Annotated in this window: 20 protein-coding genes; 10 read left to right on the top strand and 10 right to left on the bottom strand. The window is 50.1% G+C overall.

Annotated features, from left to right (window positions below; genetic code table 11):
• Window positions 1–28 precede the first annotated feature (28 nt).
• Window positions 29–478 carry a ribosomal protein S18-alanine N-acetyltransferase gene (rimI, locus tag AF_RS03745; RefSeq protein WP_048064278.1) on the top strand — a complete coding sequence of 150 codons (450 nt, stop codon included), beginning with the start codon at window positions 29–31 and terminating at the stop codon, window positions 476–478.
• On the opposite strand, the gene AF_RS03740 is transcribed toward rimI, so the two are convergent.
• The 5 genes from AF_RS03740 to AF_RS03725 form a co-directional block, all read right to left on the bottom strand.
• Entirely contained in the window at window positions 450–731 is a 282-nt protein-coding gene (locus AF_RS03740) for a UPF0058 family protein (protein ID WP_010878241.1), read from the bottom strand. The two genes, rimI and AF_RS03740, sit on opposite strands and share 29 nt — an antisense overlap.
• A 137-nt stretch (window positions 732–868) precedes the next feature.
• Window positions 869–1,072 (bottom strand): MoaD/ThiS family protein, encoded by a 204-nt coding sequence (locus AF_RS03735; RefSeq protein WP_010878240.1) that lies wholly within the window; start codon window positions 1,070–1,072, stop codon window positions 869–871.
• Entirely contained in the window at window positions 1,069–1,242 is a 174-nt protein-coding gene (locus AF_RS13055; RefSeq protein WP_156029505.1) for a hypothetical protein, read from the bottom strand. Before AF_RS13055 ends, AF_RS03735 begins: the two co-directional genes overlap by 4 nt.
• Window positions 1,243–1,290: 48 nt before the next feature.
• A complete protein-coding gene (locus AF_RS03730) occupies window positions 1,291–1,611 on the bottom strand; it encodes a DUF4870 domain-containing protein (protein WP_048064277.1) in 321 nt (106 codons plus the stop codon).
• Window positions 1,612–1,641: 30 nt separating this feature from the next.
• Window positions 1,642–3,015, bottom strand: a complete 1,374-nt coding sequence (locus tag AF_RS03725) for a single-stranded-DNA-specific exonuclease RecJ (RefSeq protein WP_010878238.1) — start codon at window positions 3,013–3,015, stop codon at window positions 1,642–1,644.
• Between the two features lie 50 nt (window positions 3,016–3,065).
• On the opposite strand from AF_RS03725, the gene nep1 reads away from it, so the two are divergent.
• The gene (nep1, locus tag AF_RS03720) at window positions 3,066–3,725 is read left to right on the top strand and encodes a 16S rRNA (pseudouridine-N1-)-methyltransferase Nep1 (RefSeq protein ID WP_010878237.1); all 660 of its coding nucleotides are present in this window, start codon (window positions 3,066–3,068) and stop codon (window positions 3,723–3,725) included.
• On the top strand, window positions 3,694–4,569 hold the full coding sequence (thiL, locus tag AF_RS03715) for a thiamine-phosphate kinase (RefSeq protein ID WP_048064276.1): 876 nt from the start codon (window positions 3,694–3,696) through the stop codon (window positions 4,567–4,569). Before nep1 ends, thiL begins: the two co-directional genes overlap by 32 nt.
• Here the strand turns inward: thiL and AF_RS03710 are convergent.
• Genes AF_RS03710 through cbiM form a run of 5 tightly spaced genes read right to left on the bottom strand, consistent with a single transcriptional unit; the run spans window position 4,566 to window position 7,551 of the window.
• Window positions 4,566–5,057, bottom strand: a complete 492-nt coding sequence (locus tag AF_RS03710) for a methyltransferase domain-containing protein (protein WP_010878235.1) — start codon at window positions 5,055–5,057, stop codon at window positions 4,566–4,568. The genes thiL and AF_RS03710 overlap by 4 nt on opposite strands.
• Window positions 5,054–5,935: an ATP-binding cassette domain-containing protein gene (locus AF_RS03705; RefSeq protein ID WP_048064275.1), complete on the bottom strand. Its 882-nt coding sequence runs from the start codon at window positions 5,933–5,935 to the stop codon at window positions 5,054–5,056. Before AF_RS03705 ends, AF_RS03710 begins: the two co-directional genes overlap by 4 nt.
• A complete protein-coding gene (gene cbiQ, locus AF_RS03700) occupies window positions 5,932–6,654 on the bottom strand; it encodes a cobalt ECF transporter T component CbiQ (protein ID WP_010878233.1) in 723 nt (240 codons plus the stop codon). Before cbiQ ends, AF_RS03705 begins: the two co-directional genes overlap by 4 nt.
• Window positions 6,638–6,901 (bottom strand): energy-coupling factor ABC transporter substrate-binding protein, encoded by a 264-nt coding sequence (locus tag AF_RS03695; protein WP_010878232.1) that lies wholly within the window; start codon window positions 6,899–6,901, stop codon window positions 6,638–6,640. The genes cbiQ and AF_RS03695 overlap by 17 nt, the downstream gene beginning before the upstream one ends.
• A complete protein-coding gene (gene cbiM, locus AF_RS03690) occupies window positions 6,898–7,551 on the bottom strand; it encodes a cobalt ECF transporter S component CbiM (RefSeq protein WP_010878231.1) in 654 nt (217 codons plus the stop codon). The genes AF_RS03695 and cbiM overlap by 4 nt, the downstream gene beginning before the upstream one ends.
• A 100-nt stretch (window positions 7,552–7,651) precedes the next feature.
• On the opposite strand from cbiM, the gene AF_RS03685 reads away from it, so the two are divergent.
• From AF_RS03685 to cbiX, 7 genes are read left to right on the top strand one after another with little or no spacing between them, the layout of a single operon-like run.
• A complete protein-coding gene (locus AF_RS03685) occupies window positions 7,652–8,257 on the top strand; it encodes a precorrin-2 C(20)-methyltransferase (protein ID WP_010878230.1) in 606 nt (201 codons plus the stop codon).
• The gene (locus tag AF_RS03680) at window positions 8,254–8,958 is read left to right on the top strand and encodes a cobalt-precorrin-4/precorrin-4 C(11)-methyltransferase (RefSeq protein ID WP_010878229.1); all 705 of its coding nucleotides are present in this window, start codon (window positions 8,254–8,256) and stop codon (window positions 8,956–8,958) included. The genes AF_RS03685 and AF_RS03680 overlap by 4 nt, the downstream gene beginning before the upstream one ends.
• Entirely contained in the window at window positions 8,933–9,655 is a 723-nt protein-coding gene (locus tag AF_RS03675) for a cobalt-precorrin 5A hydrolase (protein WP_143274383.1), read from the top strand. Before AF_RS03680 ends, AF_RS03675 begins: the two co-directional genes overlap by 26 nt.
• Window positions 9,630–10,970 carry a precorrin-3B C(17)-methyltransferase gene (gene cobJ, locus AF_RS03670; RefSeq protein WP_010878227.1) on the top strand — a complete coding sequence of 447 codons (1,341 nt, stop codon included), beginning with the start codon at window positions 9,630–9,632 and terminating at the stop codon, window positions 10,968–10,970. Before AF_RS03675 ends, cobJ begins: the two co-directional genes overlap by 26 nt.
• Entirely contained in the window at window positions 10,951–11,847 is an 897-nt protein-coding gene (locus AF_RS03665; protein WP_010878226.1) for a cobalt-precorrin-5B (C(1))-methyltransferase, read from the top strand. Before cobJ ends, AF_RS03665 begins: the two co-directional genes overlap by 20 nt.
• Window positions 11,801–12,394 carry a cobalt-precorrin-7 (C(5))-methyltransferase gene (locus AF_RS12375; protein ID WP_010878225.1) on the top strand — a complete coding sequence of 198 codons (594 nt, stop codon included), beginning with the start codon at window positions 11,801–11,803 and terminating at the stop codon, window positions 12,392–12,394. Before AF_RS03665 ends, AF_RS12375 begins: the two co-directional genes overlap by 47 nt.
• Window positions 12,391–12,789, top strand: a complete 399-nt coding sequence (gene cbiX, locus AF_RS03655) for a sirohydrochlorin cobaltochelatase (RefSeq protein WP_010878224.1) — start codon at window positions 12,391–12,393, stop codon at window positions 12,787–12,789. Before AF_RS12375 ends, cbiX begins: the two co-directional genes overlap by 4 nt.
• Window positions 12,790–12,791 lie beyond the last annotated feature (2 nt).

Here is a 12,791-nt window from a genome sequence, read left to right as displayed (position 1 = left end):
TTATATCTCAGAGGGGCAATTAAGTTTTGTGCAGACGGTGATAATCAGGGACTACACGCACAAGGACTTTAAGGAAGTTCTCGAAATAGATAAGGAAGCCTTCTCTCCGCGCAATCCTGCTTATGACGTTTACGTTTACATAACCTACGGCACCGACCTGCTTGTTGCGGACATAGGGTCGAAAATAGCCGGTTACATCGTTACGATGGATGTTGACGAGTTTACAGGCAAGATAATAGCTTTTGCTGTGAGGAAAGAGTTCAGGGGGATGGGTATAGGAAAGATGCTTCTCTCGGAAGCGATTAAAAGGCTTGAGGGGAGGGGAAAGAGGAAGATAACCCTGGAAGTTAGGGTCTCAAACGTTCAGGCTCAAAAATTGTATAAAAAATTTGGATTCGAAATTATCGATGTTATCAGTGGCTACTACAGTGACGGAGAGGACGCTTATCTCATGGCTCGCACAGCTCAGGTGCAATAGATTCGATTACGAACTTCAAATTCTCGCTTTCTATCAGGTCCTCAGGGCTGCGCTCCCTAAAAATCTCCGAAATCCCCTTACAAAGCAGGGAAATAGCCTTTTTGTGCTCGGTTTTGCTTTTGTGAATGTGCACGGGCTGAACGCCCAGCTCATCATAGGCCTTGAAGTGGCCGTTGGCGATGCCGGCATTTTCGAAAAGCTTTTTAATGTTGTAGAGGGTCAGGTGCAGCAATATTATTTCTTCCTTGTGCATGGGACATCACTCCCTCAGAAGCGAGTATTCAACATCATTTATAAGTTTTTCTGCTGTATTTTGGTTTAAATACTTTTATAACGTTTTATTCTTTACATTTTGCCGGGAAAATTTTAATTTAGAAAAAATATTTAAATCTAGCCACCCGAAATAACTCTCACGACCTTTACTTCCCCTCCTTCTGCCACGTCGTCCACCGGTACAGGGATGTTGTCCTTGACTACAACAACTGTTTCGGGGTTGATGCCGAGAGACTCAAGGATTTCCGAGTACCTCTGCCCGTTAACTTCAACTTCAACTTCCTTCTGGTCAAAACCGACAAACTTAATCTTCAGCTTCATTCTTCAGGCAGGACCTCTTTGGAGATCTCCTTTATGCTTCCACCACTGGTCGCGGTCTTTATTTCGGAGACATTGCTCTCAAGGAGCTTTTCATCCTTGCTAAAAAGCTTTCTCATGCCCTTTCTTCTGAACTTGCGCCAGTTGAACCGCCTCATCTGATCACCAATCATATATAGTGTAAAAGGAGGTAGAAATAGTTTTTGTTTCAGTTCTGTGAGTCAGGTATAGTTGAGGCTCAACTGCTCCTCTGCAATGTCTCCGAAAATCGGCAGCTTAAATGCCTCTCCTCTGCTTGCCTTGACGATGCAGAAAGCCCAGAGAATTATGCTGAAGGCCATCACCACTCTGGAGAGCAACGCACCGCCGGGCAGAACTGGAAGCAAAATGACCAGAGCCGTTATTGTTGAGAATGTTAGGGTGGACTGGACCGCGTGGAACCTCACGAAGGGGCTTCTGTCGAACAGCAGGAAGAGAACTCCTGTTACGAAGCCGAGGGTGTAGCACATGGCCGCCCTAATGTTCTCGTTTATTACCTCCATAGATTCAGTTTTCTCTCACACTTAAAGACATTACCCCCTCAGCTGCTCCCCTATTATTCTGTCGAGGAGCTTCAAAAACTCGTCCTCCCTTCCCTCAGGAATTGTTGCTCCCGCTGCAACGCTGTGCCCGCCTCCAACTCCACCAACCGCCTCGGCAGCCCTCTTGAGGGCTTTGGCAAGATGCACTCCCCTTTCAACGAGCCTGTAGGTTGCTCTGGCAGACACCTTAACACCCTTGTCGCTCTCAGCAAAGGCTATTATTGGCTTCTCCCTGTTTCCCTTGTAGAAGCACATCCCTGCAACGATTCCCACGATAGTATCGGGAATGTTGCTCCCCGCGTGGAAGTACTGGATGTTCTCAAGCTCCTCTATTCCCTCCCTGTCGACAAACCTAATTCCGTCCGAAAGGTTCTTTCTGTGGTTCTGCAAGAGTGTCCTCGCCCTTCTATACGCCCTCTCATCACCCAGACAAACACCCATTCCAACCTCGGCCTCATTGTAGCGGGCAGTTGCGTTAAGGAGTGTGGAGAACTCCATCGCATCCCTCTTTTCCGTCCCCTCCTCCTCGTTCACGAGGATGTAGCACTCCCCGACCATCCTCAGAATGCTCGTGTATGGAATGCCGAAGTCCATGGCAAGGCTGACTAGGGCGGAAACGACCCTCCTTTTCTTTTCAATCTCAAGGTCTATCCACCTCACCCACGGATCGACTCCAAGGCTCTCCAGGAGGTTAAGAACCCCCGACTCGTTGGCGGTAATTCCGGGAATGAAGGGGTCGGAGTTGTACTCGAGCATCTTCGCAACGGGCCTCGTCTGCTTGCCGAAGAATCTCAGGTCTCTTAAAACGGCAATCTGTTTCTTCCTCAACCCCTCCATGACTATCTCCCTGTTCAGACCCTTCAGCATGCCCCACCTTGAGTCCTGCAAATCCCCCACTGCTCCGACGATTGAGATTGGTAGAAGGTCGGAGTTGTCGTTTTCGTAGTCAAACAGAGTCCTTCCGTTTCGCAGGTATTTTGAGACAAGATAGGTTGTTGTCGCACCGCTGAGCTCAAAAGCACCATCGTAGCCGAAATCGTGCGGGTTCAGCTGCATTGGATGATGACTTTGCGGGAGGTGGTGGTCGGTAATTGCAAACTCTATCCCGTCAAGCATGTTGAGAACCCCGCTGCCTATGTCCGTGAACCAGACAAAGGTGTTCTCGTCTTTTATCGCCTCAATCTCGCTCTCATCGAGCTGCTTTACGAACCTAATCCCGCTCTCAACACCGGCCCTCAGCAGAGAGGTGTGAGCGATGGTTCCTGCGGTTATGCCATCAGCATCGATGTGGGTCACCACTAAGACCTCTTCGTTCTTCAAAATCCTGCCTGCCAGCTCGGCGGCTCTCTTCAGGAGTTCATTCACAAAAAGAGTTTCGGAGAAAAGAACTTAAACTTTTTTGCTCCATTTCCTCTGTGGGAAGTGCATTCGTGTTTCTTGAGGCATCGCTCGAACTAATCCCCCAAAAAATTCGGGGTCATCCTGCGGTGAGGGCAGATGCAATAAGAAGGGGGAAGAGACCAGAGAAAATCCTTCTGGACGACTCGAAGCACCATACGGCGATGAAATCCCTGGAATTCAGGGAAAAGAGGGGCAGGCCCGATATAGTCCATCAGTGCCTCCTTCTCCTCCTCGACTCACCTCTGAGGGATTTCGAAGTTTACGTGCACACCCTCAACGGGGAGATAATATGGGTAAATCGCGAAACAAGGCTTCCGAGGAACTACAACCGCTTTGTTGGGCTAATGGAGAAGTTATTTGAGGAGAGAAGGATAACAGCTGGGGATACTACCCTCATCGAGTTCAAAGATGTCGGCCTGAGGGACATCGTCAGAGGGAGGGACGTTCTCCTTTTCAGAGAGAAGGGGGGGCGCTTTGAATTCTCCGAGCTGCTTGACGGTGACGTTGCGGTCTGCATCGGCGCATTTCCGCACGGTGACTTTTTCGAGGAAACCCTTCGGGAGCTTGGGGAGTTTAAGGAGGTAAGTCTTGGTACAGAAAGCTACACAAGCCTTTATGTGACGAGTCGTGTTCTATGCGAATATGAAAGAGTTCGAGCTCATAAAGTTGGTTGAGCGCCTGTTTGGGGATGAAGATGTCATTACTCCCGCAGGAAAGCACGATGCTGCTTACGTCAAAATCGGAAACAGGCTGATCGTCCTCACCTGTGATACCGTCAACGAAAAAAGCGATTTTCCACCTTACATGCTTCCCGAAGAAATGGGGTGGATGGCGATTGCTGTCACCCTCTCGGACGTAGCTGCCTGCGGAGCAAGACCTCTTTACTTCCTCAGCTCAATCTCGCTCAAATCGATCGAGTTCTTCGAGGACATACTGCTCGGAATCAAGAGGTGTGCGGACAGATTCGGAGTGAAGGTTGTCGGGGGGGATATCGATTTCAGCGAGATAACGACGATAGCCGGTTTTGCCATCGGCGAAGCGAGAAGGCACATAACGAGGAGGGGGGCGAAGGTGGGAGAGGGGGTTTTCATAACCGACCTTCCGGGAAAAGCTCAGCTCTGCCTGGAAATGCTCGAAAGAGGGGCGAAGAGGGAGGAGCTGCCTTATGCGGAAAAGCTCTACACTCCCGTGCCGAGGATTGAGGAGGGAATGAGAATTGCCAGATACGCCTCGGCCATGACCGACGTGAGCGACAGCCTTGCCGTCAGCCTCCATCAGATCAGCCAGAGCAGCAACGTGAAGATAGTTCTCGACAACATAGTTTTATCTCATCTCAGCCCAGCGGAGAATGCACTGGAGCTCTTTCTTTACGGTGGAGGTGATTTTGAGCTGGTTTACACCGCAAAAAGCAGCGATGATGGCATCAGAATTGGCAGAGTTGAGCGGGGCAAGGGCGTTTTTGCAGAGATTGACGGGAAGACCTTTGAGGTGGAGTTCAGAGGTTACTCCCACTTTTAGCGCTCTCCAAAAACAACAAAAACAGGATTTAGCGAGCGAAAAGCCAAACCACCAGCCAGCTCGTAGCTTTTCGCCGCATTAACTAAAACAATTTCTCTGAAGATGCCCTTTTCCCTCATTTTTCTGGCGGCGCTTAAAGCCACCTCAATCCTCGCTGCATTAACCACAACCCTTCTGGCGTTGCAGATTTCCAGCATCTCCTCAACGCCCTTTGTCCCCCCTATGAACACCACATCAGGACTGTATTTTTTCAGAAACTCCTTGCCGTCCATCTCCAGCAGAACCACGTTGTCAAACCTCTTCAACCTCTCTCTGGCCTCATCTGAAATTTCTATATCAATAGCATAAGCTTTCCTGACGTAGGGAGCAAAGAACTCCGTCACCGCCCCACTTCCGCATCCTATATCGGCAAACACATCATTGGGAGAGGGCCTTAGCTTGGAAAAAACTACTCCTATAACCTCCTCCTTGGTGAACTTCCCCGTCATAGTCTCTCAACCTCAAGAGGATACTTCTCCAGCTCCTTTATAACCCAATCGTCCCTCCCCAGAACCACCACAGTCTCACCCTCGAAGGCCTTCAAAACTGCCCTCTCAAGCTCATCAGCCGAAAAGCAGGGATGATCATCAATTTTACTCTCAGCCAGAATCACCTTTCCCAGCGAGAAAGACCTTATCCCAAGCTTTCTGGCAACGCTGTAGCTGAACTCCTCCCCTTCCCACACAATTTTCCCATCATCCATGAAGTAGAAGTAATCTCCAACCTCCTTAGCCAGATCAGCGTCGTGAGTGGAAACAACAACTCCCTTTCCCTCTTCCCGCAGCTTCCTGATAATCTCAGCAATCATCCTCAAACCCTCCCCATCTACGTTGGCAGAGGGCTCGTCCATGATGCAGTAGTCGGGATTCATTGCCAAAGCCGAGGCGATGGCCAACCTCCTCTTCTCCCCACCGCTCAGAGTGCTGCATAGCCTTTTCTCGTATCCCGACAAACCCACAGCCTCCAAAGCATTTCTAACAACCCTCTCCAACCTCTCTCCCTTCAGCCCGAGATTTCTTGGGCCAAAAGCGACATCCTGCCAGACTGTTGGTGAAAGAATCTGGTCGTCCGGATTCTGGAAGACGTAAAAAACCCTCTTTCTCACCTCAAGCAGGCTTTTTCTGTCGTATTTAAGCTCCCTTCCATCAATGATGACCTTCCCCGATTTGGGCCTCAGAAGGCCGTTGAGGTGCTTCAGCAAAGTCGTTTTTCCAGCACCATTCCTTCCCATGAGAACCGTAACCTTCCCCCTCTCAGCTTTGAAGTTAACTCCCTTCAGAACCTCAGCATCCCCGTAGCAGAAGTGGAGGTCTACTGCCTCAATCATAACAGCCACCCTGCAAGGCAGAGGGATGCAAGAACCGCTATGGCAACCCCAACCCCCCTGTTCTCCACGAAGGGCTCTGGATGAAGTCCAGAGTAGCACCGTGCCTGCATGGCCTCCTCCATTATCTCCGCTCTTCTCATTGACCTGATGAAGGCTGAAAATGCGAGCAAAGAAGTCGTCCTTACCATCTTTGCCGCATTGATGTAGCCCATCCTGATTGAAGCTGCCGTATCGAGTCTGGAAAGCTCCTCGAAAAGTATCTGGATTGCCCTGTATGCGAGAAACATCAGTTCGAGGATAAAAGATGGCATTCTAAGCCTTGAAAGCGTCGAAACGAACTCAGGAACTGTTGTTGTTAGAATCATAAACGCCACTATCGTGAGCGAGGATATGCTCCTCAGCAATGTGTTTACCGCAATCAGCAAGCTTCTGTCCGTAATCTCCAGAATCCAGAATCTGAAAAGGCTTTCTCCATCAATCGTGAACAGAATGACGAGAGTTCCGGCCAGAAGGAAAAATAAGGGAACCCTCAGGATTTTAACATAAGCCCTTCCATCACCGTAAAGCCCGAGGGCTGCGAAAAGGGCTATCGACAGAATCTGCGCCCCCCAGCCCAGAATCTGAACGATGATAAGGGAGGATAAGGCAAGATAAACCTTCAAATGCCCATCCACAACCTTTCTCGATTTTACCTGAGCCTCTTCAAGCGTTTCGTGCATGCTTCAGCCCTCTGTAGTAGCCGAGGAAGTAGCCTATGATGAGCGAGCCTATGGCAGCCTGTAGGCTGAAAAGCATGCTTTCAATCTCTCCGCTTGGCGGCTCGAAAATGGGGCTGAACCAAGGCTCGTAGTCTGGCTTAAGCTCCTTTATTACCTCTTCCGCTTTCTCATCCGCCCCAGCCCACTCCTCCGCTGTAACCTTGGCAGCAAAAATCAGCAGAATGAGAAGTAAAAGAAGCTTTTTCATGCCTTTACCACCTCCAGAACGTCGCTTCTAACTTCAAAGATGTAGGAGACGAGCATCACAGCCACCACGCCCTCAATGATGGAGAGCGGAACCTGAGTTACGGCGAATATGCCCATGAAGGTCGCAGCGGATTTGATTATGCCTGCAACTCCAGCTGAGCTGGGAAAGGCAAGGGCGAGCTGCAGTGAGGTGACCACATAAGTTACCAGATCCGAGAGCATCGCAGCAGCAAAAACAGCCACTCTGAAATTGACATTCTTCAGCAGCTTGAAAGCAATCCACCCAACAAAGGGGCCTATAACGCCCATGGAAGCAGTGTTTGCTCCGAGCGTTGTTATCCCTCCATGAGCCAGCAGCAAGGCTTGGTAGAGCAGCACTATTGCCGAAAGCAGGGCTGTCACCGCAGGCCCGAAAAACACCACTGCTATGCCAGTCCCAGTCGGATGTGAGCAGCTTCCAGTCACAGATGGAAGCTTGAGGGCTGAGAGGACGAAGATGAAGCCTGCAGAAACAGCAATTAAGGACTTCATCGATGGCTTTTCCTCTATAATCCTCTTAACTCGAAGAGCTCCGTAGACCAGAAATGGTATGGCAAAAACATACCAGAATGCAGCCCACTCAGGTGGCAGGTAACCCTCCATTATGTGCATCACAACACCTCCAGATTTCTTGAGCTTGTGTCAGATTGACTTTATTTAAATTTTTTGGATTTTCAGTAAGATTTATTTAACTGAGTTTAGAGTTGCAGCAATGGCAAAACTGCTCTACGGCGTTGGAATTGGCCTGACAAAGAAGCACCTCACGCTTGAGGCTATTGATGTGATTAAGGAAGTAGATGACGTTGTTGTGCCGGGAAAGATGGCCTACGAGGTTATTAAGGATATTAGGGAGCCGAGAGTTGTTGAGTTCCCGATGGGGGACAGCGAGGAGGTTGTGAAAAATCTTGCAAAGGAGATTAACGAGTTCGATGGCACGGTTGCCTTCTGCTGCATAGGCGACCCGGTTTTCTACTCCACCTTTAACCATCTTGTGAGGGAGGTAAGGAAGCTCGACCCCAATCTGACAGTAAAGGTAATCCCCGGAATCAGCAGCATCTCAGTTGCCCTCGCCAAAACTGAGACTTTCGTAACCAGATCCGCCTTAATTGCAACTCAGGATTTTAGAGATGCAGATGTTGCCGTTGTGCTGAAGGTCAAGAATCCGAGGGAGGTGGAGAGAAGGTTGAGAGAAAAAGGTTACAACGATTTCACTCTGCTTGAAAAGCTTTTCATGAATGGGGAGAAAATTTACTGTGAAATGCCCGAGAAGTCGAGCTACTTCAGCGTGATGGTTGCGAGGAGAGTTGAGGAGAGATGAAGGTTTACTTCGTGGGCTTCGGACCGGGAAATCCAGAGCTTTTAACCTTAAAGGCCTACAAACTGCTTAAGGAGGCGGATTTGGTAGTTTACCCCGGCTCGATTGTTCCTGAGAAGTTTTTTGAGGAGTTTAAGGGGGAGAAGGTGAACAGCCACGGCAAAACCCTCGAAGAGATTGTTGATTTGATTGAAAGATACGTGAAAAGGGGAAAGAGGGTTGTTAGGGTGCAGAGTGGAGATCCATCAATTTTCGGGGCTGTCTGGGAGCAAATAAGGGAGCTGAGGAGGAGAGGGATTGACTGCGAGGTTGTTCCGGGTGTGAGCAGCGTTTTTGCTTCAGCCGCATCACTTGGAATTGAGCTGACCTCCCCCTCAACGGAGGGAGTTGCTATAGTCAGGCCAGCAGGGAAAACTCTTGAGAAAGACCATCTTGAGGAGCTTGCAAGGCTGCCCCTCACTCTCGTAATTCTCCTTGGCGTTGACAAAATTGGTGAGATAGCGGAAAAAATTGCAAGAGTGAGGGGGTGGGATGAGCCCTGCGCCGTTGTCTTCCACGCCTCAAGGGAGGATGAGATAAGGATTAAGGGCACACTCAAAGATATTGCGGAGAAGGTGAGGGAGAAGGGGATAAGAAGGACTGCAACCATTATTGTGGGAAAGGTCGTTGAGGGATACGATGAGAGGTCGCACCTCTACTCTTAAGGTTGCCATTCTCTGCTTTGAAAAGGACAGGCCAAAGCTTGAAGCCCTGAAGGAAATTCTCGGCAGAAGCTACGAGGTGGAGTTTGTTGATTACAGCAAGGATGTGTGGGATGATGTTCTGCAGTATGACTGCATTGTTGCCTACCTCGCCTCTGGAATTGTTGTGAGGGGCATCTGCGGAAGGCTGAGGGGGAAGTGGAAAGACCCGGCAGTAATAGTGCTGGACAAGCCGCTAAAGCACGCTGTGGTGATGCTGGGCGGGCATCACGGCGGGAATGAGGTGGCAAAGAAGCTTGAGGAAGCTGGGCTGAAGGCTGTCATCACAACTGCAATGGAATTCACCGAGGGCTACAGCGTTGGGGTGGGGTTCAGGAAAAATGCCACGGCGGATGAGATTCTTGAGGCCATTGCAATGGCGCTTGAGGAAGTTGGAGGGAGGATGGAGGAAATAAGGGTAATCTCCACGGTTGATGCGAAGAGGGACAGCGCAATTGTGGAGGTGGCGAACAGGTTAAAGAGACCGCTGATTTTTGTGAGGGCGGAGGAAATCAACTCCATGGATATAAGAGAGACGAAGGCAGTTAAGATAGGTGTTAAAAATGTGGCCGAAGCCTGTGCAATTTACGCATCAAATTCGGGAGAGCTAATACTCCCAAAGAGGGTTTACGGAGGTGTTACTGTTGCCATCGCGTGGTAAGCTCTACGTGGTTGGAATAGGCCCGGGAAAGGAGGAGCTGATGACATTGAAGGCAAAAAGGGCCATTGAGGAGGCTGATTATATCGTAGGCTATCAGACCTACGTTGATAGAATCTCACATCTAATTGAGGGGAAGAAGGTCGTCACGACTCCAATGAGGAAGGAGTTGGATAGAGTAAAGATTGCCCTTGAGCTTGCCAAAGAGCACGTTGTTGCCCTCATCAGCGGTGGTGATCCATCCATTTATGGCATCCTTCCTCTCGTCATTGAGTATGCTGTAGAGAAAAAGGTTGATGTTGAAATTGAGGCTATTCCGGGTGTAACAGCTGCCTCAGCAGCCTCATCACTGCTCGGCTCAGCTATAAGCGGTGATTTTGCTGTTGTTAGCCTCAGCGATTTGCTGGTTCCGTGGAGTGTGGTGGAGAAGAGGCTCCTTTACGCCCTAAGCGGGGATTTTGTGGTGGCAATCTACAACCCATCCAGCAGAAGGAGGAAGGAAAACTTCAGAAAGGCAATGGAGATAGTTAGAAGGTTCAGGGGAGATGCGTGGGTCGGGGTTGTGAGGAACGCGGGCAGAGAGGGGCAGCAGGTTGAAATCAGGAGAGTTTCTGAGGTTGATGAGGTGGACATGAACACCATTCTGATTGTGGGAAATTCAGAGACGAAGGTTGTGGATGGGAAGATGTTCACGCCCCGCGGTTACTCGAATAAGTACAATATCGGTGAAAAGAGAAGGGCGGAAAGGATGGGAGCATCGACGAAAGGTGGAATGGAGGTGGCGAGAAGGAGCGAGGAGATTCTAAGGAGCTTTTATCCTGAAGAGGGGCTGAGAGGGGACATAATTAGGAGATGCATCGCGACAACGGGGGATGTGACGATAAAGGACGTTATCAGGTTTGTGGGGGATACCGAGGAGGGAGTCCGAGCTTTGCGGGATGGCTGCAGGATAATCGCAGACGTGCACATGGTAAGGGCCGGTTTGAGGAGAGATGCGATTGTTGCTGTAGACTTTGCCAGAGGTGATGACACGAGGACTGCTTCAGGCATCAGAAATCTTGCGGAGATGATTGAGGGAAGTTTGGTTGCCATTGGCAACTCGCCCTCGGCAGCCTTTGCTTTATGCGAGGTGGCTGAGAAGCATCCGCCAAGGTTCATCGTTGCCACTCCCGTTGGCTTCGTGAATGCTGCAGAGTCGAAGGAGATGGTCAGAAAGCTGCCAGTTCCTTCAGTGACAACCGAGGGGCCGAGAGGAGGAAGCGGGATTTGTGCTGCGATAGTTAACTGCCTGATCGAGCATGCTGATAGACCCGATTGAGCTTTACCGCTATCCCGAAAAGTGGATTAAGGATAGGGATGCGGAGAAGAAGGTAAGGTCAGGGCTTTACATTCTCACGGAGGACGGCTATCTGCGGAGGGGGATAACTACTGGAACTACAGCCTCCGCTGCTGCTGTTGCTGCTATTGCCTCTCTGAAAGAGAAAGTGGAAAAAGTAAAGGTTTCCACGCCTGCAGGGGTGGATGTTGAGGTGGAGGTTGAAGCTGAAAAGGGCTTTGCGAGGGTGAGGAAGTTCTCGGGCGACCACGAGTTTGATGTTACCAACGGCATTATCTTTGAGGCTGAGGTTTGCGAAACATCTGGAATATTTTTCGGCAGGGGCGTAGGTGTTAAGGCTGGAGAGAAGGCGGTAAGCAGGTCTGCAAAGCTTCAAATCCTTGAGAACTTCATAAAAGCCAGCAGGGAGTTTAATTTCAGTGGAGGAGTTAGGATTTCTGTTCCGGATGGGGAAGAGGTGGCCAAGAAGACCGGCAACGAAAAGGTAGGGATAAAAGGCGGAATATCCATACTGGGAACAACTGGCTTCGTTGAGCCGTGGTGTAAGAAGCTTGTAGAGACGAAGCTGAAAATTGCGATGCAGTACCACAGAATAGCAATTACAACGGGCAGAAAGGCTTGGCTCTACGCAAGGAAGAAGTTTCCCGAATATCAGCCCTTCGTCTTCGGAGTGCACATTGATGAGGCTCTAAAGCATCCGGGAGAGAAGATTATCGTGGGATTTCCGGGATTGCTGAAAATCTGGGCTGGCAGCAGGGATAGGATTGAGGAGAGGGCCAGAGAAGAAGGAGTTAGAGTGGTGGTGATTGAGGATGATATGGATAGTTGGGTCTGGGACGTGCAGGGGACAGACCACTGAAAGGGCTAAGGAAATCATAGAAAGGGCGGAGGTAATCTACGGAAGCAGAAGGGCGTTGGAGCTGGCTGGTGTTGTGGATGACAGCAGGGCGAGAATATTGAGGAGCTTTAAGGGAGATGAAATCAGGAGAATTATGGAGGAGGGGAGGGAGAGGGAGGTTGCTGTAATCTCCACCGGAGACCCCATGGTTGCCGGGCTGGGGAGAGTTTTGAGGGAGATTGCTGAAGATGTTGAAATTAAAATCGAGCCCGCCATTTCCAGCGTTCAGGTTGCCCTCGCAAGGCTGAAGGTTGATTTGAGTGAGGTAGCAGTAGTGGACTGCCACGCCAAGGATTTTGATGCCGAGCTTACCGAGCTTCTAAAGTACAGACACCTGCTCATTCTCGCTGACTCGCACTTTCCGCTTGAGAGGCTCGGTAAAAGGAGGGTCGTTCTTCTCGAAAACCTCTGCATGGAGGGAGAGAGGATTAGAGAAGGGAATGCCGATTCCATCGAGCTGGAATCGGATTACACAATAATTTTTGTTGAAAGGGAGGTGATGGAATGAGAAGAGGTCTGGTTATAGTTGGGCACGGAAGCCAGCTCAACCACTACAGAGAGGTTATGGAGCTGCACAGGAAGAGGATTGAGGAGAGCGGAGCCTTTGATGAGGTTAAGATAGCCTTTGCTGCGAGGAAAAGGAGGCCGATGCCCGATGAGGCGATAAGGGAGATGAACTGCGATATCATTTATGTAGTCCCCCTCTTCATCTCCTATGGCTTGCACGTCACCGAGGACCTGCCGGATTTGCTCGGTTTTCCGAGGGGAAGAGGGATTAAAGAGGGAGAGTTTGAGGGGAAGAAGGTTGTAATCTGCGAGCCAATCGGAGAGGACTACTTCGTCACCTACGCCATCCTCAACTCCGTGTTCAGGATCGGCAGGGACGGGAAAGGTGAGGAGTGAGC

The organism is Archaeoglobus fulgidus DSM 4304 (assembly GCF_000008665.1).
Lineage (GTDB): Archaea > Halobacteriota > Archaeoglobi > Archaeoglobales > Archaeoglobaceae > Archaeoglobus > Archaeoglobus fulgidus.
This window is presented reverse-complemented; position numbering and strand designations above follow the sequence as displayed.